This window comes from Actinomyces sp. (assembly GCF_030530635.1).
GTDB lineage: Bacteria > Actinomycetota > Actinomycetes > Actinomycetales > Actinomycetaceae > Actinomyces.
In genome coordinates this window covers 48,162-69,893 of sequence record NZ_JAUMUL010000008.1, presented here as the reverse complement: position 1 = coordinate 69,893, position 21,732 = coordinate 48,162, and the positions used below count along the sequence as shown (strand labels likewise).

The window sequence follows — 21,732 nt, the reverse complement described above, 5'->3', positions numbered from 1 at the left end:
AGGAGATGTACAGCTCGACGATGTTGGCCTGCCCGCCGAAGTCGTAGTTCCACACCCGGTCCAGGATCTGCGGCTTGGACAGCACCCGGCGGGGATTGCGCATCAGGTAGCGCAGCAACTCGAACTCGGTGGCGGTCAGGTGGATCTCGTCCTCGCCGCGCCACACCTCGTGGGAGTCCTCGTCCATGCGCAGATCGCCTACCTCCAGCACGTTGGAGGGCTTCTCCGATCCGGCGCCCGAGCGGCGCAGCAGGGCGCGCAGCCGGGCGACTACCTCTTCCAGGGAGAAGGGCTTGGTTACGTAGTCGTCACCGCCGGCGGTGAGTCCGGCGACCCGGTCCTCGACGGCGTCTTTCGCGGTGAGGAACAGGACTGGAACAGTGGGCTGGTGACCGTGGATGCGGCGCATGACCTCCAGGCCGTCGAAGTCGGGCAGCATGATGTCCAACACGATCACATCGGGGTCGAACTCCTGGGCGATGCGCACCGCTGCTCGGCCGGTGCCGGCGGTGGTCACCTCCCAGCCCTCGTAACGAAGTGCGGAGGCGAGCAGGTCGGCGAGTGTCTGCTCGTCGTCGACGACCAGGATACGCACGGCAGAGCCGTCAGGGCGGGTGAGAGTCTCGGCGGGGGTGCTCATGGAGTGCATTGAACACGCTCATCCTGTGCTGAAACTGTGAAGTGTAGGTGTCCTCCGGTGCCCGTGGTGTGACGGTCGCCTGCCGGAGTGAAGTCCTGATCCACCGATCGTGTGTGGCAACATAGTCGCCGGATCCTCGCGACCGGATACTCCCGGATCATGCGGTGCGCAAATCGACGCCGCCGGTCGGGGCTCCACTCGTACCACCTATTCTCACAGGAGTGTCATGGAATACGTCGATGGCAACGAGCGCCGCTTCGGTGCCGCGGACCTGTTCTTCTCGACCACGGACACCAAGGGGGTCATTCGCAGCACCAACGAGGTGTTCAACACCCTGTCCAGGTACAGCACCGAGGAACTCATCGGTGCGCCACACAATATCATTCGCCATGACAACATGCCGGCCGGCGCGTTCAAACTCATGTGGGACGAGCTCGAGCAGGGGCGTCCCGCCTGTGTGTACGTCCTCAACCGCGCCCAGGACGGCCTGGACTACTGGGTCTTCGCCACCGTGGCTCCCTTGGCTGACGGCTACCTCTCGGTGCGGGTGCGGCCGAGCAACGATGCTCTGTTCGCGCCGGTTAAGCAGATGTATGCCCGCGTGCGCGCAGCCGAGCGTGAGTATGCCGCACAGGGGCACAGCCGCGACGAGGTGGGGGAGTACGGTGCCGGGCTGTTGGCCGAGGAGTTGGGCCGGGCGCACTTCCGCGGGCTCTACCCCTTCGCCAGGGCCGCCCTGCCGCGCGAGTTGGCGCTGCTGGTGGCCGAGGGGGTGCGGGTGCCGCGGCGCGTCCAGTCCGATAAACCGATGTCGTCCATTTTGCAGACAATGGTCGCCATTGAGCGTGACACGGATGAACTGGTTCAGCAGTTGGGCGAGTATCAGGACCTGATCAACGGTCTGGGGGCGTGGTCGACGGGTGTGCGATCCGTCTTGGACCGCGCCAACCGGGTGGGCGCCGTGGTCGCAGAGGTGACGAGCCTTGACCCGGAGTCCTCCGTGCCCGCCGTCTCCGCGCGGGTCCAGGAGCGCAGCGCTCGGGCCGTTGAGGTGCTGCAGCAGTTCAACTCCTCGCTGGTGGAGCTGTATGAAGTGGTCTCGGAGGTGCGCTTCCGTTCCTCCCTGATGCGCCTTCACACCTTGATGACAGGCATCTTCGCGGCTGCGGTTCTGGACGGGAAAGAGGGCGGCTCCGCCGAGGCGATTGGTGATCTCGCTCAGGCGCTGCTGGCTGACCTTGAGCCGCTGGCGCCTTCTTGCCAGAATGCCGCGGATCTGGCCGAGCGCCTGGATGCGGATATGCGTTCGCTGGTCTCCGACCTGGACCGGATCAAGCGTCCGTTCCAGCGGTGGATCCGCGCCCTGCAGGACGAGGGCGCGCAGGCGCTGAGTGAGGACACCGATATCGCGGCTGTGCTGAAGGAGGCGGTGGCGCTGGATATGCAGGGATTCCCGGAGACCGCCTCCCTGGCCGAACTGGCCGCCAAGGCCCGCGGCGTCGTCGTCATGTTGGACGCTCCAGTAATCCGCGAGCGCGTAGCGACGGTCCGTGAGGCGTTGGCGCAGATGCGGGAGTGACAATCTTATAAAAGGATGTCGCCGACCGAAATTGACCTTTAGAATGTTAAAGGTCTGAGTTGGTGAGGACCGTCCGGGGCGTCTGGCTCGGGGCGGCCCGGACGGTACGTTCGGCGTACAGAAGAGAAGAGGGATCTCGTGGAATCGCAGATCGGGTATGAACGACTGTTCGATCCGGAGGACATCTTCTTCTCCACTACGGACCGCAAGGGCGTCATCCAGAACACCAACCGGACCTTCGACGTCCTGTCGCGCTACTCACGTGATCGTCTCATCGGATCGGCCCACAACATCATCCGGCACTTGGACATGCCCGCCGGGCTCTTCCGACTCATGTGGGACGACCTCCAGGCGGGCAGGCCCGTGTGCGCGTACGTCACCAACCGCTCATTGGACGGGCTTGACTACCGGGTCTTCGCCACGGTCGTGCCCCTGCGCAACGGCTATCTCTCGGTGCGGATCAAGCCGATGGACACTGGAACTCGGAAGCCGGTGGAGGAGGCCTACCGCAGGGTGCGCGCCGCCGAGCGCGAATTGGCCGCCCATGCCGCCTCGCGCCGTCAGATCGGTGAGCACGGCGCCGCCGAGTTGGCCAAGGAGCTTGGAGGGCTGGGATTCGACTCCCTGTATGAGATGACGCAGGTCACCTTGCCCCGTGAGGTGGCGGCTCTGGTCGGGGCCGGTGTGCGCGTTCCCGCGGTGACCTCGGGGGCGCAGGGGCCGGTGGCACGTCTTCTCGCCGCAGTGTCGGCGATCGAGAAGGAGACCAACGTCCTGGTCTACGAACTCGACGAGTACATGAGGCTGATCGTGGCCATGGAGTCCGCCCGCGGTGAGATCGCGGCGGCGCAGTCCCGGGCCGTGCGCATCAGCCAGCTGGTGTCGCGAGACGTGGGGGGAGGCGACCGCGCCCTGTTCCTCGCCGGGCAGATCGGTGAGCTGATCGGGGTTGCGGACGCCGAACTGGGCAGGCTGCCGGCGCGCCTGCACTCCATGAACGACGCCGTCACCGAGCTGCGGTTCGCCGTCGCCCTTATGCGCCTATTCACCCTGATGGTGGGGCGCTTCGCCAGATCAATTCTGGACGGCTCCGAGGAGGATCCGCTCCAGTCACTGCGGGACCTGCATGAGGCGCTGGAGTCCGGTTTTGCGGGGCTGGCTCCCGCGCTGCGCGCTGTCGGTGTCCAGGCGGGTGAGCTGGACGACGCCCTGCACACGGTGACCTCCAGCCTGGACCGGGCCGCCCGTCGCCTCGGACGCTGGGTGGATGTTCGCGGAGGCAATGGGGTCTTCGGATCCACCGCGGTGGTCACGGAGGTGTCCTCGCTCGCTTCTCAGGGCTTCCCCGAAGTACGTTCGCTCGCACAGCTGGCCGCTGAGTGCCGCGGGCTGAGCCTGGATTACAACGAGGCCGAGACCGACAGGTACTTGGCGGCGGTGCGTGGGGCGCTGGCCGAACTGGCATGAGTCCGGGTGGTGGCCGACTCCACCATTTCGCTCTGGATTGCGGTACGTTACGCTCGCTCGGGGGCGGGTCCCAACCGGCTCCCGCCGTCACGTCTGTGGGACGGTGGCGGTCCTGGCTTCTGTGAAGTTCGTGCCCGTAGTGAGAAAGGTCGCCCGTGTCCACCAAGCTCGTCATCGTCGAGTCCCCCAACAAGGTCCGCTCCATCGCCGGCTACCTGGGCAAGGACTTCGAGGTCGAGGCCTCGGTCGGCCACATCCGCGACCTGGCCCAGCCCTCCGAGCTGCCGGCCGCCCAGAAGAAGGGACCCTACGGCAAGTTCGCCGTTGACGTGACCGACGGGTTCAAGCCCTACTACGTGGTCAACCCGGACAAGAAGAAGACAGTCACCCAGCTGCGTAAAGCGCTCAAGGACGCCGACGAGCTCTACCTGGCCACCGATGACGATCGGGAGGGCGAGGCCATCGCCTGGCACCTGTTGGAGGTCCTCAAGCCCAAGGTGCCGGTCAAACGCATGACCTTCACCGAAATCACCAAGGAGGCCGTCACCCGGGCGCTGAACAACACTCGCGACCTGGACACGCATCGCGTCGATGCTCAGGAGACCCGCCGCATCCTCGACCGGCTGGTCGGCTACGAGGTCAGTCCCGTGCTGTGGCGCAAGGTACGCGCCGGTCTGTCGGCGGGACGGGTGCAGTCGGTGGCCACCCGGCTCGTGGTGGAGCGGGAGCGCGAGCGCATGGCCTTCAAGGCGGTTGGATACTGGGGTGTGGAGGCACAGCTGTCCACCGACCTGTCCGCCGGTAGCTCGCTGCGCACGCCCGCCGGGAATGACACCTCCTTCACTGCCCGCCTGAACGCGTTGGACGGGCGGCGCGTGGCCACCGGCCGCGACTTCACCGACTCCGGTGAGCTGCGTCCCGCCGCCATTAGGGCCGGCACCGTGCACCTGCACGAGGGCGCCGCCCGCGCCGTCGCCGAGGCCATCACCCGGGCGGTGCCGCGCGTGGCGGAGGTGGAGGACAAACCGTATCGGCGGCGTCCGGCCGCCCCCTTCACCACCTCCACCCTTCAGCAGGAGGCCAGCCGCAAACTGCGCATGAACCCGCGCGAGACCATGCGGGTGGCGCAGGCCCTGTACGAGAACGGCTTCATCACCTACATGCGTACTGACTCCACGGTGCTGTCCGGGCAGGCGGTCGCAGCCGCCCGTGCGCAGGTGGCCGAGCTGTACGGGCCCGAGTACGTGGCGCCGAAGCCGCGCGTGTATGCGACCAAGACCAAGGGCGCCCAAGAGGCGCACGAGGCGATCCGCCCCGCCGGCGACCACTTCCGCACCCCCGCGCAGGTGTCCGGGCGCCTGACCGGTGCCCAGTTCCGCCTGTATGAACTCATCTGGAGGCGTACCGTCGCCTCCCAGATGGCCGACGCCACCGGCTCCACGGCCACCGTGCGGGTGGATGTGCCGCTGCGGCCGGCCGACGGCGGCTCCCGCGACGCCGGCATCACCTTCAACACCGCGTCCCTGACCGCATCCGGCACCGTGATCACCTTCCGCGGCTTCCTGGCCGCCTATGAGGAGGGGCGTGACGCCGAGCGTTACGAGTCGGAGAACAACACCACCGTCGCACCTGGCGCCGTCGGGGAGTCCGCCCCGGGGGAGGGGCGCAAGGACGCGACGGGTGGATCCGCGAAGGCCGGCAAGGAGCGGGACGTGCGCTTGCCCGCCATGATTTCAGGTCAGGAATTGGTGGCGCTTACGGCCGAGGCCGCCGGACATGAGACCACGCCGCCGCCCCGCTACACGGAGGCATCTTTGGTCAAGGCCCTGGAGGAGCGGGAGATCGGCCGTCCGTCCACCTACGCCTCCATCATGTCCACCATCTCCGACCGCGGCTACGTGGAGCACCGGGGCCAGGCGCTGGTGCCCACCTGGCTGGCCTTCGCTGTCACCCGCCTGCTGGAGGAGAATTTCAGTGAGCTGGTGGACTACGACTTCACGGCCTCCATGGAGGCCGACCTGGACCGCATCGCCGCGGGCGAGGAGGACCGGGTCGGCTGGCTCACCCATTTCTACTACGGGCCGCAGGGGCGGGCGGGCACCGGGGACGGCGATGCCGCGTCGTTGGGAACGGCGGACGGTGTGGGTACGGGCGCCGCGGGGGAGAGCCAGGGTCTGAAGGCCCTGGTGGACGGCCTGGGTGAGATCGACGCCCGCGCCGTCAACTCCATCGACATCGGGGAGGGCATAACCCTGCGCGTGGGCCGCTACGGCCCCTACCTGGAGGACGCCGAGGGCAAGCGCGCCAATGTTCCCAGTGACTTGGCCCCGGACGAGCTGACGGTGGCCAAGGCGCGTGAGCTGTTCACCCGCGCCGCCGACGACGGCCGCGAGCTGGGCACCGACCCCTCCACCGGACACACCATCGTCGCCAAGGACGGCCGCTATGGCCCTTACGTCACCGAAATCCTGCCCGAACCGGAGACTTCCGCTGGGCAGGAGGGCGCCGGTCAGGCGGCGTCGAAGCCGAGCGGGAGGAGCCCGGCACGCAAGTCGCAGAAGGGCCCCAAACCGCGCACCGCGTCGCTGCTGAAATCAATGGACCTGGCCACCGTCACTCTGGAGCAGGCTCTCGACCTGCTGAGCCTGCCCCGGGTGGTGGGCCAGGACGCCGAGGGCGTGGATATCACCGCGCAGAACGGTCGCTACGGCCCCTACCTGAAGAAGGGTACGGATTCCCGCTCCTTGGAAAGCGAGGAGCAGTTGTTCACGGTGACTTTGGAGCAGGCGCTGGAGCTGTTCGCTCAGCCCAAGCGCCGTCGTGGACAGGCAGCCTCTCGCGCGCCTCTGCGCGAGCTCGGCACCGACCCGGCCACCGGGCGTCCGGTGGTGATCAAGGACGGCCGCTTCGGTCCGTACTTCACCGACGGGGAGACGAATGTGACGCTGCGCCGCGACGACGACCCGGCCACTGTCACCCCCGAGCGCGCCTACGAGCTGTTGGCTGAGAAACGCGCCAAGGGCCCGGCCAAGAAGCGCACCACCCGCAGGACCGCCGTGAAGAAGACCACCACGAAGAGCTCTTCCGGGAGGAAGACCGCCACCAAGCGGACCAGCTGATGCCGCCACCAAATGGACCGGCTGGCACGGCGTCCCGCGGCGGTCGTTCCTCGGTCACGCGCCCTCGCCGAGACCGGCACTAATGGGGCTCTTCCAGCGCTCGCCGACGGCCACGTACTCGTTTGTCCCGAATTCGGACACTTTGGGACCTCTGAATCGTGTCGGATTTGGTGGGGGCGGTGAATGCACTGAAGGATCACTGTCGGGAGTGCTCAGAGGAAGTGTCCCGAAGAGGGTTGCGTGAGCGGGATACCCGGATGGGGTGTGCAGGGGCCCGCAGGGACCCCGAGAGGTCTAAGGGGGGCGCCCCTATGTGCGCACCCTGTCGGGCTGGGCGTATGTGGCTTTCGCCCGCCGACGTGCTGCTCCCCGCGGATCAACGGCTGGCAGGCCACCCGCCGGCCCGTGTGACCGACCTGGTCCAGGGACGCCCTACGCATGAGCATCTGGCGGCACCCGGCGAGAAGGAGCCGACCTTACCGGCCTGATCCACCACACGCGGCCGCGGGGCGGCTGTACCGGGCCATCCGAGTGCGGGCAGGCGCTATCCTCCCCACTCCGCCATCTACATGCACGCCCCGTCCAGCACGAACAGGCCTGCACCCCACCAGAAGACACCGACACCATCGGCGACACTGCCGCCGACACCAACGACTACATCACCGACGCCCGGGACGTCAGTGAGCAGACCGCCACCCAAACCCAGCCGGCAACCGCCGGCACCAGATAAAGCACCCTCCACAAAACCCGGGGCTTGACAGACGGCGTCCCAGCGGTTGTACCGCGTCATTGAAGGCCGGCTCGTGTCCTCCAGGGGCTTCGCCGGTGTGCGGCGGGCGTCGGCCGGTGCGACGTCGTCACACGTTCTGAGTGGACACGAGCTTCTCCTGCTTCCGCTTCTTCACGAGGAGCACAATTACGATGACTAATTCGGCGACGTTCAGCACCGTGATGACACCGCTGAACACAGGTATCTTCGTAACCGCTCCACTGAAGATGAGATAATCCCACAGGAAGTGTGAGGTGATCATGAGGCCGATGCTCTTGGTGTAGTCATACATCAGGGCGTAGAACAGGCCGGCGACGAAGGTGGTCACTAGCTGCAGCAGCATGTTCGGGAACGGCAGTCCGCCGAGTACGTTCACCGAGTGAAGCAGGCTGAACACCACCGCGGAGCCCAGCAGGGCTCCCCGGATCTGCGTTCCTCGGGGCTCCTGGAGCAGGCCGACGTAAAGAACCCGGCGGAACATCATCTCCTCAGCGAAGCCGATGAGTGCAGTGGCTACCAGCGGGGTTGCAAATGCGGGAGTGAGTTCTCCATGAGTTCCCCAGTAGTAGAGGGTCATGACGACAATCGGAATAAATATGATCAGGAATACCGGGTAACGTCGTGGGCCCTCGGGCGCAGGGAGCCGCTTGCGCAGGGCCATGAAGGCGCACAATGAGCCTAGTGCCAGGAGTGCGATGAAAGGCAGTAGTGTCTTCGCGAAATCGACATCGTTGTAGGAAACGTTGAAGACGCGGTAGACCAAGAGATTTGAAACTCCCATCCCCGCGATGTAGATGATGGCGCACGTGAGCGCGGTTCGTGCTGTCCTGGTTGTCGGCATATCGCCTCCTTGTCGGCGCTGGTGCTTCCGACTCGATCGGATGGAGCCCTTTTGGGCGTGATGTACTCCGAGTGCAGATCGGTCTGCGCATCGGTGCGAGCTGTCAGGTCGCAAGCGCGGAAGATAGCACGCGCATACCCGAGTTAGATAATTGAAACCTATGAAGTGGAGACTCTGGTTTCAGGCGGTGCTTGCGCGGGTCCGGGCGAGGTCCGCTCAATGAACAGACGGTTCGGGTGTGCCCGCCTCGGCGTCGAGGGGGCGCGTGGGGAGGGGTGCTTCGCTGGTTATGCGCGTGCGGAACTCTTTGGGAGTGGTGTCGGTGAGTGCGGAGGAACTCAGTTCCGAGATCCGTACCAGGCGTCGCAGCAGGACCAGTGCCGTGCTGCGGACATCGCGATGTTCGCTCAGCGCCGTCACCGCGGCGCCGTCGACGGTGGCGATGACGGTCTCTGCAGTCAAATACAGGCCGAGGCCGTTGACTACCCGGTCGACGGCGGCATTGAGTCTGTTACGTCCCTCCCCGTAGGCGCGGCCGACGGGTGCGGAGCTGTTGGCGGAGATCAGCTGCATGTAGTGGCCCAGGTAGGGGCCGGCGTCGGGCAGGGTGGCCGCGAGGAGAAGCTGGACGACCTCCTCAAGCGGGGGGACGTGATCCAGTGCCTCGACCTTCTTGGCGACGCGTTCGGCGCGCTCGGCCCACAGGGCGATGTTCACCCGCCCAGCCTCGTAGAGCAGGTCGTCAAGGCCGGAGAAGTAGTAGGTGGTGGCGGACAGTGAGCAACCGGCTCGCTCGGCGACACCACGATGGGTGACGGCACTCGGGCCCCCCTCGCGGATGATCGCTGCGGCTGCGTCGATGATCGTGCGGCGTCGCGCCTCGCCCTTGGACGTCGTCGCACTTCTAGGGATGCCAGTGCTCACAATGCAATATTATTAGTCGCCGCCCATACCTTGTGCGCTCTGGTCTCATCCAGCGGTTGCACTCGCTGCTCATGCGGCTCAGGCGGCGTCATCGTCAGCGGGGTCGGCCTTTAGATCGGTACGCAGGCGTACCCGGGAGGCAAGCAGCGACGCCAGCGCGAGGGCGGCGACTGCGGTGAGCAGGTATGCCGGAGCGATGGGTGTGCCGGTGACCTTGATCAACCAGGTGGCGATGAAGGGCGACGTACCTCCCAGCAGGGTGTTGGCCATGTTGAAGGACAGGGCGAAGCCCGAGTAGCGAACGTCGGTGGGGAACAGCTCGGCGAGGAAAGAGGCTAGCGTGCCGTCGTTCAGGGTGAGCATCAGTGCGAAGAGCAGCTCACAGCCGATGAGCGCTAGGAGCGAGGCGTGCGTCATGACGTGGAATACGGGAACGGTGCCGATGACGAAGGCCACGGAGGCGATGATCATGATCCGCCTTCGTCCCAGCAGATCGGAGACGTGCCCCATGACCATGATCAGTGCGATGTAGACCGCCAGAGTCACGGAGGTCGCGAGAGTCGCCTGGGTCTCCGGAAATCCCAGTTCGGTGCTGACGAAGCTGGGCATGTAGCTCAACAGCAGGTAGAAGGCCACGGCGTTCAGGCAGGAGATGCCGAAACCCGTCAACACGGCTCCGCGGTGATGGCGCAGCAGTTTGCGCAGGGGTTCGATGACCGAGGACGGCGTACCCGCCGACTGCCCGGACGCAGCGGCCTTGGCCTGATCCAGCCTACTGCGCAGCTGAGTGTAGGCCGGGGAGTCCTCCAGATGGGTGCGGATGTAGCGGCCGACCAGTCCCAGCGGTCCGGCCACTAGGAAGGGGACTCGCCAGCCCCAGGCCAGCATGGAATCGTGGTCCAATGCGGCGAACAGTGCCGAGACGGACAGGGAGCCCACGAGCAGGCCGGCGGCGGTGGATGCGGGCACCAGGGAGACGTATATGCCGCGGCGTGCCGGCGGGGCGTACTCCGCGAGGAAGGTGGCCGCGCCGGCGTACTCGCCGGAGGCGGAGAAACCCTGGGCCATACGTGCCAGCAGCAGGATGATCGCCGCCCAAATGCCGATCCGGTCGTATCCGGGCAGGCAGCCCACCAGCACGGTGGATGCGGACATTATGAGGATCGACCAGCTCAGGGCCCACTTACGTCCCTTGCGATCTCCCCAGGCTCCCCACACGATCGCGCCGATGGGACGCAGAATGAATGACATGGCGAACACGGCGAAGGCCGACAGCAGTCGCGTATTCGGGTCTGAGGCGGGGAAGAAGACCTCGCCGATGACAACGGCCAGGTACCCGTAGGAGGCGTAATCGAACCACTCGATGAAGTTGCCGATGAAGGAGGCGCAGGCGGCGCGCCGTACCGCGCCCGCCGCCTCCTCATCCAGATGCGTACTGTTAGGCATGGATCCGTCTCCGACCAAGGGCATCAATGACAATGGGTGCGAAGCCGCCGCCCACGATCAGCACGCCGCCGATAATCCCCGCGGGTGCCAGCGTCTCGTGGAACAGCAACAGTCCGCAGACCACGGCCACTGGGCACTCCCAGTAGGAGATGGTAGACATCTCCACCGCGGGTAAGTTGCGGCCGGCGACGACCAGGAATCCCAGGGCGAACAGGCCGCAGACCAGGAACAGGCCCGTGGCCCAGGTCCAGTTTGACGACGTGAATGAGGCCGCTCCGTGCCATGGGCGAAGGATCACGGACATTATGGCGGTGGCGACGGCCGCCCACAGGAAGTTCCATACCCCGCGCACAATGGAGTCCACGTCCTTGCGGTAGCCGTTGAAGAACAGAGAGAGCCCGTAGAATACACCGGAGAGTAGCCCCATGAGATCGCCCAGGGCCTTCTGGGGATACTCCGCGGAGGACGCGGACAGGTCCAGTCCGAAGGCGATGGCGCCGTCGCGGAAGTCGATGATGCCCATGGTCAGGAGCATGCCGACGAACACCAGCAACAGGAACAGTCCGTTGAGCGGACTGATCATCTCCTTGCGGAAGATGCGTGCCAGCAGCGTGCAGAACAGCGGTCCGGTGTAGATCAGGAAGACGGCATTGGCGATCGAGGTCAGCAGGGTGGAGGAGATGTACAACCCGAGCGAAAGTCCGATACTGATACCTCCCATGACCACCGCCGGACTCAGGCGGGTGGACCTGAACAGCCCCAGCTTCTTGGTGAGCAGTAGCAGGAGCATGAAGCCGACGAAGCCGGTCCCCATGCGACCGAATGCGAGGAAGGAGCCGATGACGGCTTTGTCCTCGGAGATGAGCCCGGCGGTGGCGCCGCGGGAGAAGGTCCCCACCAGGCCCATGCCGGTGGCGGACAGGATCATGGCGATTGCGCCGAGCTTCTTGTTCATGACGTAGCCGCTCGTCGAGGCTGACGGCTCGGTTTGCATATCAGTTCCTTGCAGTGGGAGCAGTGTGATCGGTCGGTTTCGGATGTCGCGGGGGGCGGGCGCCGTCATGTGTGACGATTGCGCCCGCCACCACCTGACGCCGGGGGAGGAGCGCAAGAAGCAGGGGTGCGATCGGCTCCTCCCCCGGGGCTTGGCAGAGTGCGTCCGACGGTGTGTCGAACGCCGCGGTGCTCAGTCCCCGCGGCCGGGGGCGGTCAGACGAGGGTCGGGTCCTCGACCTGGTTCGGGAAGTAGTCCTCGCAGCCGCCCTCGCGGTAGACGTCCGCCGTCGCACAGTGCAGGGCACCGCCGAAGGGATAGGCATCGCGGAAGGGCACCGGAATGACGTTCATCCCGAGCTTGTCCATCTGCTCCATCTGGTGGACCTCGGAGGCCTCGCAGATGACCGTCTTGTGGTCGAGCACCAGGCAGTTCATGGACAGCCACACCGAGGAGTAGCACAGCGGCGGCGGCGTGTCGTGCGCCGGCTGAGCGGCGTCAACGATCTGCCAGTCGTTGGCCTCGAAGATCTTGCGCTGCTCCTCGGGCAGACGACGCTGCGGGTTGTTGATGATCAGCCCGGGCCGCAGCGGCACGAAGGTCGCGTCGATGTGGATCGGGTAGGGGTCGCCCGGGAAGTTGACCGCGTGCACGCGCAGGTCCGGGTAGTAGCGCTTGAACCACTCCATGGCCGTGCGGTTGGTGGTCAGCCCGTGCTGGATGAACAGGTCCTTGCCCAGGCGCAGCACGTCGGCGGCGTCCCACATGGGCTCCACCTCGGTGGTGACGAAGTCCTTGTTCGCGGTGCGCTCCAGACGCTCCTCCAGGGAGATCTGCTCGTCGTAATAGTTGTGCTTGTAGGACTTGTCGGTCAGCCGGGGACGGGGCGCCTGGGTCCACTTGAACTCCGGGTCCTCGTCGAAGTACTGCTTCATGAGCGGCCAGTAGGCCAGGTACTCGAAGTAGCGGCAGCGGAAGGAGTTGGCGGAGGCCATGATCTCGTTGCCGATGGTGAGCAGGATGTCGCGGGGCGGCATACAGGTCATCATCGAGTCGTTGCGGAAGTCAGGCGTCTGAATGTGCTGGTTCCACTGCAACGGGGTGGGGCGGTCCACCTTGACGCCGTGCTCCTCGAGGGTCTTGGCGAGGAAGTCGAGCTGAGCAGCCGCCTTCTCCACGGTCTCCAGGGGGCGAGGTCCCCACATGCCGCGCATCTCGGAGTCAATCGGCACCTTCTCGGAGGTGGCGGGCTCCTCGGGCGGGATCACGGAGTGCTCGGCCCGGCCGACGATGACGTGCTTGAGCGGGTCGAAGTCGTTCCATGAGTTGACGATCTTCGTCATGGTGGTCACTTCCTTGTGAATGTGTATCTGCTGCTTGGTGATTGCTGCGGATTGGTCGGATCTTTGCGGTTAAGTGGTTGCGGGCGGGCATCACCTCTTGGCTGTGTGAATCTGGGAGCATGCGAGCTACCGGCGGCGGGAGGGCGCGGAGGCCGGCAGGGGCGGGCGGATGTCCTCCGGCCCCCCGTAGTCCCCGCCCGGGGTGATGATGGTTCCGGCGGCGCCCTCAATGATCGCCGTGGCGTCCTCCAGGCGGCCGATGGCGGCCATGTCCCCGGTCAGCTCCACGAAGCGGCACACCGCCTCCACCTTGGGGCCCATCGAGCCCGCGGGCAGGTCGAGGGCGCGCAGGGACGCCGGCGTGGCTCGGTCGATGCGCTGTTCGTGCGCAGTACCGAAGTCGGTCCTCACGCCGTCGACGTCGGTGAGAATGAGCAGGGCGTCGGCTTCCAGGTGTTCGGCGAGCACGGCTGCGGTGAGGTCCTTGTCCACGACCGCCTCCACTCCCTCCAGCTTTCCCTCGGCGTTGCGGATCACTGGTATGCCGCCTCCGCCTGAGCAGACGACGACGGCGCCGGCCTGGAGCAGAATACGTGCCATACGCGTCTCGATGAAGCGCTGCGGCCTGGGCGAGGCGACCACGCGGCGCCAGTGGGTGCCGTCGGGCTTTACGGTCCAGCCCCGTTCGGCGGCGAGCTGCTTGGCGGTGGCCTCGTCGTAGACCTCGCCGACGAACTTGGTGGGATTATTGAATGCCGGATCGCCGGAGAGCACCAGGGTCTGACTGATCAGCGAGGCGACCTGCCGGCCGGGCAGGGCGTTCTGCATGGCCTGCAGGACCCAGTAGCCGATCATGCCCTGCGTCTCGGCACCGAGCGTGTCGAATGGGTAGGGCTCGCTGAGGCGCTCGTCATTGGCGGACTCCAGGGCGAGGGTGCCCACCTGGGGACCGTTGCCATGAGTGATGATCAGTTCGTGCTCCTCGGCCAGTGCGGCCAGGGATTTGGCGGCTCGCCTGACGTTGGCGATCTGGATGCGCGCGTCGGGACGCTCGCCCCGGCGCATAAGGGCATTGCCCCCGAGTGCGGCGACTATTCTCATGGTCGTATCAGCCCCAGTCGCCCAGGGTCGCCACCATGACGGCCTTGATGGTGTGCATGCGGTTCTCGGCCTGGTCGAAGGCGACGTTGCGCTCGGTCTCGAAGACGTCGTCGGTGACCTCCAAGCCGTCCAGACCGGTCTTGGCGTAGATGTCCTCCCCGACCGTGGTGTTGCGGTCGTGGAACGCCGGCAGACAGTGCAGGAACTTCACGTCCGGGTTGCCGGTGCGTTCCACCAGAGCGGCGTTGACCTGGTATGGCTTGAGCAGACCGATGCGCTGATCCCATACCTCCTTCGGCTCGCCCATGGACACCCACACGTCCGTGTATAGGAAGTCCACGTCCTTGACGCCCGCGTCGACGTCGGAACTGATGGTGATCCGGGCGCCGGACTCCTCCGCCAGGCGGCGGGCCTCGGCGACGACGTCGTCGGCGGGCAGCAACTCGGCAGGGCCGACCAAGCGCACATCCATGCCCATGAGGGCTCCGGAGACGAGCAGCGAGTTGGCCACATTGTTGCGGCAGTCCCCGAGGTAGGCGAAGGAGATCTCCTTCAGCGGTCGACCCGCGTGCTCCAGCATGGTCAGCTGATCGGCCAGGGCCTGGGTGGGGTGCCAGTCGTCGGTAAGACCGTTCCATACCGGCACACCCGACAGGTCCGCCAGCTGTTGGACATGCTCCTGCTTGCGGCCCCGGAACTCGATGCCGTCGAACATGCGTCCGAGGACCCGGGCGGTGTCTGCGACGGACTCCTTGTGCCCCATCTGGGAGCCCGAGGGATCGAGGTAGGTGGTGCTGGCGCCCTGATCGGCCGCGGCCACCTCGAAGGCGCAACGCGTGCGAGTGGAGGTCTTCTCGAACAGCAGGGCGATGTTCTTGCCCTTGAGGCGTTGCACCTCGCGGCCGGCCCGCTTATCGGCCTTGAGCTGGCCCGCCAGATTGAGCAGGATGCTCCACTGCGAGGCCGTGAAGTCGAGCTCCTTGAGGAAGGAACTTCCGGACAGAGGATGCGGCATATCGTTCTCCTGAGTTGTTGGTTGCAATATTGGGGCTCAATGAAGACGTGGCGTCAGTCGACGGGGTTGCGCAGTATGGGGCAGCTCATGCAGTGCGGTCCACCGCGGCCGCGGCCGAGTTCCGAGCCGGGAATCGTGAGTACCTCGATCCCCTTGCTCGTCAGGTACCGGTTGGTGTTGACGTTGCGTTCGTAGGTGATGATGGTGCCGGGGGCGATGGCCAGTGAGTTGGCGCCGTCGTCCCACTGCTCGCGGGCCGCGGCACGGGAGTCCTGCGGGGTGGTCAGCACGACGATCTCATCGAGTCCCAGAGCCTCGGCGATGACGTGGTGCATGAGTTCGGGGGCATTCTCGCGGACGTCGATCTCATCGGGACTGTCGCCCGGGCGGAGTGTGACGGTGGGGAGCATGCCGGCACCGGCGTACTTGGTGAAGGTGCCCCGGTCCACCATCGTCATAATGGTGTCCAGGTGCATCTGGGCGCGCGACTTTTGCATGCGCACGGCGACGACCTCGCGAATGCCCCCGGCGAAGAGCTTGGCGGCCAGATGCTCCACGCCCTGCGGGCAGGTGCGCTCGGAGATCCCGATCATGACCGCGCCGTTGCCGATGACCTGTATGTCGCCGCCCTCGATGCTCATCTCGCGACCGAGGGTGCCGTCGTTCCACAGGGGGAAGTCGGCGTTGGCGAACAGGGGGTGCCAGCGATAGATGGCCCGGTAGTTCAGAGTCTCGCGGCGGCGCGCCGTGCGGCGCATGGTGTTCACCGAGACGCCGTTGTAGATCCAACTGGAGGAGTCCCTGGTGAACAGATGGTTGGGCAGGGGTGATAGTAGAAGGTCCTCGTCGTCGATGGAGGACATGACCATGGAGGAGACTCCGGGGAGCTGCTCCAAGAGTTCGGCCTTGGTGATGCCGGCGATGAGAACCTCTGCCAGCACCTCGGCGGGCGCCTCCTCGGCCCATCGGCGCACCGTGGGGGCGGCTGTGAAGCCGGTGTGATCGGGGGTGAGTGCGCCTTCGAGCAGATACTCCCGCGCCGCAGGGACCTCAATGGTGTCGGTGAGGAGGTCCTGGAGGTAGAGGACGTTGACGCCGCGCTGCTTGAGGATGGCCGCGAACTGGTCATGATCCTGCTGCGCCCGCTCCAGCCACAGCACGTCGTCGAACAGCAGCTCGTCCTTGTTGTCCGGGGTGAGTCGGTCCATCTCCCTGCCGGGGCGATGGAGGATGACCGTTGCTAGTTCGCCGATCTCCGAGGCGACGGAAAACTTCATGATCGTTTCTCCAGATCTTGTTCTTCAGCACACCTGCGTGCCTGTGTGGGGCGTGCGCCCCGACGCGATTGGTACGAGCGTACCAATGTTTGTGTGAACCTAGAAGGGGGTAGGGGCGATTTCTGGTACATTTGTACGAAAAATCTAGGGCTCGTCATCCGGTGTGGGCGCTCAAACCGCCTCTCACGCGGCTGTTTGCAAGAAATTCAGTGTGTGGTTGAGGTGGTGTGATGAAGTAGGGTCAATCGATGGTCTTTGTGGGGACGCACAACTCTCGCCTGTGCGATGCGGCCCTGTGTGCGATCGTCCGAGGCTCGGGGAGGGCAGGCGCGGGTGCCCGCCTGCCCTGCAGCGACGGAGGGGCTGCGGGGTGCGCATGTGACTTGCCGCCCTGTCGCAGGGTTGCGACAGGGCGGCGACAGTTCGGGCACCTGCGGACCTGTAACCTTTCGGTACACGATTTGTTGAACCCCGGAAGGAACACCCATGCGTATCCCCAACAAGCTCCTGGTCCCGGCCGCTGTACTCGCTCTGGGCGCCTCTGTGAGCGCCTGCTCCGTCAGTGTCGGCGAATCCGGATCGGCTGAACGGACCACTGCCGCCGTGGAGACCACCCAGGCGGACGGTGGCGCCAAGACCCTTGACGCCGACACCTCCGACAGTGACGACGCCGACACCGCAGGCGCCGATGGCAAGGGTGTCGCAGGCACCGATGGCAAGGACGCCGCGGCCTCGGGGACCGCGGGCATCACCGACGCCGGCTGGCTCGGCGTGATCGCGAACGGCACGCAGGAGAACGTCTCCGGCGATTACGCGATCCAGAGCTCCGGGGGCACCTACAACCTCGTCGGTGAGCTGGACAGCCTGGCGATTCAGGGCTCGGAGGTCACCGTTTCCGCGGAGAGCATTGGGACTCTGACCGTGCAGGGATCGGACGTAACCGTCTATGTCCGCGAGGTGGACGCGGTGCAGGCCTTCGGCTCGGACGTGAAGGTCTACTACCTCGACGGCGACCCGACCGTGCAGGACATCGGCGCTGACAACACCGTCGAGAAGCTGAGCAACTGACCGGCGCACCCGGACATCCCGCCGACCCCGGTCCAGAATCAATGCCCCAACCCGCACCCCCCGCACCCGCCTCACCTTCCGCAACCGTCCTACTCGTCGACGACGAGGCCCCCATCCGCACCTCGCTGGGCTCCTACCTGGAGCGCAGCGGCTACCGGGTCATGCGCGCCAGTGACGGCATGGAGGCACTCGACTTGCTTGCCACCTACGACGTCGACATCATCGTCAGCGATGTGCTCATGCCCCGCATGGACGGGCGGGAGCTGGTACGGCGGGTGCGGGCGGGCGGCACCTGGACGCCGATCATCCTGCTCACTCAGGTCGACGCCTCCTACGAGCGGGTCTCCGCCCTGGACGACGGCGCCGACGACTACCTGTCCAAGCCCTTCGACCCCGCCGAACTCGCCTCCCGGATACGCGCCGTCCTGCGCCGCACACGCGGGGCGGGGCAGCCGCTGACCGCTGCCACCCGGCTGGTCTCGGGGGAACTGACCCTGGACAGGTCCGGTCGGCGAGTCACCCTGGCGGGAAAGGAGCTGGCACTCACCCCCAAGGCCGTCACCCTGCTCGACTTCCTCATGAGCCACCCCGGTGAGTTGCATACCCGCGAAGCACTGCTGTCCGCCCTGTGGGGCATCGACTTCGCCACCTCCACCCGCGCCGTCGACCACCGCATCCGCGAGATCCGTCGAGCCCTGGGCGACGACGCCGCTCACCCTGCGTTCATCGAGACCGTGCCCTCAGGCGGCTACCGCTTCCGTGCCGAGGTGCACGCATGAGGGGCTTCTGGCTGGGCTGGGCGGGCGGCGTCGTCGTGGCCGCAGCGCTCACGGTGCTGGCCCACCTGCTGTGGAGGGAGCTGACCATCTCACTGTCGGCTCCCGTGCCCGTGACCGTGGGCATGGTCTCCGCCGTGCCATTGACGGTCGCGTTGTTGGCGGCAATCGCCCAGAGGCGGCGGCGGGTCGCCGAGCAGCGTCTGCGCGTGGCCGTCCAGGAGGAGGCGCGTGCCCGCCACCGTCAATTCCTGCAGCGCCTGGACCATGAACTGAAGAACCCGCTGACGGCGGTGCGTGCCGCCGTGGCGGACGCCTCTCGCAGCGCCGCCCCGGCCGTGGCCGCCGACCTGGAAGTGGTCGACGCCCAGTCCCGGCGGATGAGCCGTCTGCTCACCGACCTGCGCAAGCTCTCCGAACTGGAGACCGCCCCGCTCGCCCTGGAGGAGGTCGACCTGGCCGAGACGGTCCAGGACGCGGTCTCCGCCGTCATTGAGGAGGCGGCCGGACGCGGTGCGGCTGTGCGAGTACGCCTGGACCTGCCTGCAGCGCCCTGGCCGCTGCCGCATGTGCGCGGTGACGGTGACCTGCTCTACTCGGCTGTTTACAACGTCATCTCCAACGCGGCCAAGTACACCCCGGGCGGCGGCGCCGTGGAGGTGCGTGGTCGGGAGGATACCGGCGCGATCACCATTGAGGTGGCCGACACCGGTATTGGCGTGCCCGAGGCGGATCTGAACCGCGTATTCAACGAGTTGGAGCGCGCCGCCAATGCGCGTGTTCTGCCCGGTTCCGGCCTGGGACTTGCCCTGGTGCGGACCATCATCGCCCGGCACGGCGGGCATGTTCGCATGACCTCCCGTGAGGGCGTGGGCACCCGCGTCTGGCTGACGCTACCGATCACCGGTCCGCCACGCGCCGCGCATCCCGCCCGTGCACCGACCCCCGGCTCGCCTCCGCACACCTGACAGCAACAATCCTCCGAACATCCGACCCGGCCATTGGCAGATAACGACAGACAAGGAACCGTGCCGTGCGAACTCAGCTCACTTCCCGTCATTTCCACAAACCCTCCCGCGCATCCGCGGCATGTGCGGCAGCAGCGGCCCTCGCCCTGGCTCTGAGTTCCTGCGCCGGTGGCGCCTCCAGATCCACCGGCACCGAGAATCCGGCCTCATCGCCGGCTGCGGCAGCACCCGGCGCACCTGCGAGCGTCTCGGCCACCCCGACGGGATTGACCGGCTCGGCGGACTCCAGTCTGGCGGTGCCCGGATACCAGGTCGGTGAGATTCCTCCGATCCCGGTATTCACCTTGCCTGACCTCAGTCTACTTACGCAGTCCACTGGTGCCTTCACTCCGGATCTCACCAAGGACATCACCTCCGTGCCCGGGGTGAAAGTGACTCCCGCCCGCTGCGACGAGCCGGGAGTCCTGGCCACTGGCTCAGGCACCACGGTGCTTGACGGTAACGGGGCGATGTCCTACTCGGACTCATCGGTGACGATCACCAATGATGGCGACGGGGCGGGCACCTACTCGGATCCGTCGGTGACGATCACCAATAATGGTGACGGATCCGGCACTTACTCGGACTCGTCGGTGACTATGTCTACTGATGGCAATGGGGCCGGTACGTACTCCAGCCCGACTACTACGGTGACCGTCGATGGAACGGGGGCGGGTACCTACTCGGACTCGTCGGTGACGATCAGCAATGATGGTGACGGATCGGGTACCTACTCGGACTCGTCGCTGACGATCACCAACCAAGGCGATGGGACCGCCACGGTCTCCGGAGTCTCGGGCACAGTCACCGTGGCCGCTGATCCGCTGCCGCCGGTGGGTAAGGTCGGCTCCTTCCCGGCTATCGACGCCATCCGACCGGTCGAGGCCTGCGGGACTCTTATCACCCTTGAGGACGGCGTCCTGTTCGATTTCGGTTCCTACGAGATACGTGATGACGCCTCCCAGACACTCGGGAGTCTGGCCGATGTGCTCATCAAGGCAGGCGCCCCGTCCCTGCAGGTCCATGGGCACACCGACTCCATCTCAGACCACGGCTTCAACCAGACCCTCTCCGAGAATCGCGCCCAGGCGGTTGTTGACGCGCTGGCCAACAAGGGCGTGACAGCCTCGATGGAGGCCGCCGGTTACGGGGAGACCCGACCGGTGGCCTCCAATGAGAACGACGACGGCTCGGACAACCCGGCCGGGCGTCAGCTCAACCGCCGCGTGGAGATCTTCATACCGGCCTTCTGATGGCGGCCTGATGTGTCCACTGGTGTCATGGAATGCAGCACTTTCACTCGTGCCGCTGCTGCGCCTTCTGGCTGCCCTCGCGGATTCATGCGACTTGTCAGCCCCGGAAGACGGACGGGACTTGGAAAGTGCTGCATTCTGTGACAGGAGCGGGGCGGTGAACGGGGCGACGCCCCGCCGCGCTATCTTCCTCCGGCTACGCTGACGCCGTGAAGTCGTCCGCCTCCGCTCCCGCAGCAAGCGTCCTACAGCCGAGAGAGGCGGCGCTGTCGCCCGGGCCCGGCCTGTTCATCTCCTTCGAGGGCGGAGACGGCGTCGGTAAGACCACCCAGATCGAGCTGTTGAGCACGCTGTTGGTGGCGGCCCGTCTTGATTACCTGCGTACGCGTGAACCTGGCGGCACCGAGCTCGGCGCCAAGATCCGCGAGTTGCTGCTGCACGGCGGGCAGGTGAGCCCGCGCGCCGAGGCCCTGCTGTACGCCGCCGACCGCGCCCACCACGTCGCCACCGTTGTGCGCCCGGCGCTCGCCCGTGGCCAGGTGGTGCTGACCGATCGCTTCCTGGACTCCTCGATCGCCTACCAGGGCGCCGCCCGCGCGCTGGGGACACGGGAGGTGCGCGACTTGTCCCTGTGGGCCGCCGACGGCCTACTGCCCGACCTGACCATTCTGCTCTACGCCGATACCGCTGTAACCGGCCGGCGTACCGATGCCCGTGGGCGGCGGGACCGCCTGGAGCGCGAGCCCGGCGCCTTTCACGCCGCGCTGCGGGATCAGTTCCGCGTTCTGGCCCGTCAGGAACCTGAACGCATCAAGGTTGTAGACGCCGATCAGCCGGTGGATGTGGTGTTCTCGCATGTCATTCGACTCGTTGAGTATCTCATTGCCGAGCGCGGCGCGGGCCTGCACCTGGTGCGGGGCGGATCGGATGGTGATGCGGACACCGAGCGCGAGCATGAGCCCGGCTCCCGCACCCCGCTGGAGGCCTTCCGCGCCGCAGTCTCCCGTCGCCGAGGTCGATAGAAGTCAGGAGGGTTGTTTATTGGGGTGTCAGGTCCCGGGTTTTGTGGAGGGTGTTTTGTCTGGTGTCGGTTGTTGCTGGTTGGGGTTGGTT

The 21,732-nt window shown here is 66.2% G+C and carries 17 protein-coding genes; 8 read left to right on the top strand and 9 right to left on the bottom strand.

The genetic code is table 11. The features are described from left to right. Positions 1-640, bottom strand: a 640-nt coding sequence (locus Q4A20_RS03745; protein ID WP_303120482.1) for a response regulator transcription factor, incomplete at its 3' end; no start/stop codon positions are given. 226 nt (positions 641-866) lie between these two features. On the opposite strand from Q4A20_RS03745, the gene Q4A20_RS03740 reads away from it, so the two are divergent. The 3 genes from Q4A20_RS03740 to topA all read left to right on the top strand — a co-directional run bounded on the left by Q4A20_RS03740 (position 867) and on the right by topA (position 6,805). Then, on the top strand, positions 867-2,219 hold the full coding sequence (locus tag Q4A20_RS03740) for a PAS domain S-box protein (protein ID WP_303120481.1): 1,353 nt from the start codon (positions 867-869) through the stop codon (positions 2,217-2,219). A 138-nt stretch (positions 2,220-2,357) separates the two neighbouring features. Further along, positions 2,358-3,686: a diguanylate cyclase gene (locus Q4A20_RS03735; protein ID WP_303120480.1), complete on the top strand. Its 1,329-nt coding sequence runs from the start codon at positions 2,358-2,360 to the stop codon at positions 3,684-3,686. 155 nt (positions 3,687-3,841) lie between these two features. Further along, positions 3,842-6,805 carry a type I DNA topoisomerase gene (topA, locus tag Q4A20_RS03730; RefSeq protein WP_303120478.1) on the top strand — a complete coding sequence of 988 codons (2,964 nt, stop codon included), beginning with the start codon at positions 3,842-3,844 and terminating at the stop codon, positions 6,803-6,805. Between the two features lie 857 nt (positions 6,806-7,662). Here topA and Q4A20_RS03725 read toward each other — a convergent pair. From Q4A20_RS03725 to Q4A20_RS03690, 8 genes are all read right to left on the bottom strand, one after another. Then, positions 7,663-8,415 carry a CPBP family intramembrane glutamic endopeptidase gene (locus Q4A20_RS03725; protein ID WP_303120476.1) on the bottom strand — a complete coding sequence of 251 codons (753 nt, stop codon included), beginning with the start codon at positions 8,413-8,415 and terminating at the stop codon, positions 7,663-7,665. 216 nt (positions 8,416-8,631) lie between these two features. Next, a complete protein-coding gene (locus Q4A20_RS03720; protein WP_303120474.1) occupies positions 8,632-9,339 on the bottom strand; it encodes a TetR/AcrR family transcriptional regulator in 708 nt (235 codons plus the stop codon). Positions 9,340-9,417: 78 nt separating this feature from the next. Then, on the bottom strand, positions 9,418-10,785 hold the full coding sequence (locus Q4A20_RS03715; RefSeq protein WP_303120472.1) for an MFS transporter: 1,368 nt from the start codon (positions 10,783-10,785) through the stop codon (positions 9,418-9,420). Continuing rightward, positions 10,778-11,779 (bottom strand): DMT family transporter, encoded by a 1,002-nt coding sequence (locus Q4A20_RS03710; protein ID WP_303120469.1) that lies wholly within the window; start codon positions 11,777-11,779, stop codon positions 10,778-10,780. The genes Q4A20_RS03715 and Q4A20_RS03710 overlap by 8 nt, the downstream gene beginning before the upstream one ends. A 215-nt stretch (positions 11,780-11,994) precedes the next feature. After that, positions 11,995-13,122: a serine/threonine protein kinase gene (locus Q4A20_RS03705; RefSeq protein WP_092534154.1), complete on the bottom strand. Its 1,128-nt coding sequence runs from the start codon at positions 13,120-13,122 to the stop codon at positions 11,995-11,997. Between the two features lie 126 nt (positions 13,123-13,248). Continuing rightward, on the bottom strand, positions 13,249-14,223 hold the full coding sequence (locus tag Q4A20_RS03700) for a carbamate kinase (RefSeq protein ID WP_303120462.1): 975 nt from the start codon (positions 14,221-14,223) through the stop codon (positions 13,249-13,251). A 7-nt stretch (positions 14,224-14,230) separates the two neighbouring features. Then, positions 14,231-15,238 carry an ornithine carbamoyltransferase gene (gene argF, locus Q4A20_RS03695; protein WP_303120460.1) on the bottom strand — a complete coding sequence of 336 codons (1,008 nt, stop codon included), beginning with the start codon at positions 15,236-15,238 and terminating at the stop codon, positions 14,231-14,233. Between the two features lie 53 nt (positions 15,239-15,291). After that, the gene (locus tag Q4A20_RS03690; protein ID WP_303120458.1) at positions 15,292-16,515 is read right to left on the bottom strand and encodes an arginine deiminase; all 1,224 of its coding nucleotides are present in this window, start codon (positions 16,513-16,515) and stop codon (positions 15,292-15,294) included. A 486-nt stretch (positions 16,516-17,001) separates the two neighbouring features. Here Q4A20_RS03690 and Q4A20_RS03685 point away from each other — a divergent pair, with 486 nt between their 5' ends. The 5 genes from Q4A20_RS03685 to tmk all read left to right on the top strand — a co-directional run bounded on the left by Q4A20_RS03685 (position 17,002) and on the right by tmk (position 21,641). After that, the gene (locus Q4A20_RS03685) at positions 17,002-17,583 is read left to right on the top strand and encodes a DUF3060 domain-containing protein (protein ID WP_303120455.1); all 582 of its coding nucleotides are present in this window, start codon (positions 17,002-17,004) and stop codon (positions 17,581-17,583) included. 41 nt (positions 17,584-17,624) lie between these two features. After that, positions 17,625-18,362 (top strand): response regulator transcription factor, encoded by a 738-nt coding sequence (locus tag Q4A20_RS03680; RefSeq protein ID WP_303120451.1) that lies wholly within the window; start codon positions 17,625-17,627, stop codon positions 18,360-18,362. After that, positions 18,359-19,327: a sensor histidine kinase KdpD gene (locus Q4A20_RS03675; RefSeq protein WP_303120448.1), complete on the top strand. Its 969-nt coding sequence runs from the start codon at positions 18,359-18,361 to the stop codon at positions 19,325-19,327. Before Q4A20_RS03680 ends, Q4A20_RS03675 begins: the two co-directional genes overlap by 4 nt. 65 nt (positions 19,328-19,392) lie before the next feature. Beyond that, complete coding sequence (locus Q4A20_RS03670) at positions 19,393-20,619, top strand: OmpA family protein (protein WP_303120445.1); 1,227 nt, start codon at positions 19,393-19,395, stop codon at positions 20,617-20,619. A 209-nt stretch (positions 20,620-20,828) separates the two neighbouring features. Continuing rightward, the gene (gene tmk, locus Q4A20_RS03665; RefSeq protein ID WP_368502425.1) at positions 20,829-21,641 is read left to right on the top strand and encodes a dTMP kinase; all 813 of its coding nucleotides are present in this window, start codon (positions 20,829-20,831) and stop codon (positions 21,639-21,641) included. Positions 21,642-21,732 lie beyond the last annotated feature (91 nt).

Excerpts from the sequence above, each read along its gene's own strand:
- Q4A20_RS03740 (WP_303120481.1), top strand. The coding sequence starts at position 867 with ATGGAATACGTCGATGGCAACGAGCGCCGCTTCGGTGCCGCGGACCTG.
- Q4A20_RS03725 (WP_303120476.1), bottom strand. The coding sequence starts at position 8,415 with ATGCCGACAACCAGGACAGCACGAACCGCGCTCACGTGCGCCATCATC.
- Q4A20_RS03715 (WP_303120472.1), bottom strand. The coding sequence starts at position 10,785 with ATGCCTAACAGTACGCATCTGGATGAGGAGGCGGCGGGCGCGGTACGG.
- Q4A20_RS03710 (WP_303120469.1), bottom strand. The coding sequence starts at position 11,779 with ATGCAAACCGAGCCGTCAGCCTCGACGAGCGGCTACGTCATGAACAAG.
- Q4A20_RS03705 (WP_092534154.1), bottom strand. The coding sequence starts at position 13,122 with ATGACGAAGATCGTCAACTCATGGAACGACTTCGACCCGCTCAAGCAC.
- Q4A20_RS03700 (WP_303120462.1), bottom strand. The coding sequence starts at position 14,223 with ATGAGAATAGTCGCCGCACTCGGGGGCAATGCCCTTATGCGCCGGGGC.
- argF (WP_303120460.1), bottom strand. The coding sequence starts at position 15,238 with ATGCCGCATCCTCTGTCCGGAAGTTCCTTCCTCAAGGAGCTCGACTTC.
- Q4A20_RS03690 (WP_303120458.1), bottom strand. The coding sequence starts at position 16,515 with ATGAAGTTTTCCGTCGCCTCGGAGATCGGCGAACTAGCAACGGTCATC.
- Q4A20_RS03685 (WP_303120455.1), top strand. The coding sequence starts at position 17,002 with ATGCGTATCCCCAACAAGCTCCTGGTCCCGGCCGCTGTACTCGCTCTG.
- Q4A20_RS03680 (WP_303120451.1), top strand. The coding sequence starts at position 17,625 with ATGCCCCAACCCGCACCCCCCGCACCCGCCTCACCTTCCGCAACCGTC.
- Q4A20_RS03675 (WP_303120448.1), top strand. The coding sequence starts at position 18,359 with ATGAGGGGCTTCTGGCTGGGCTGGGCGGGCGGCGTCGTCGTGGCCGCA.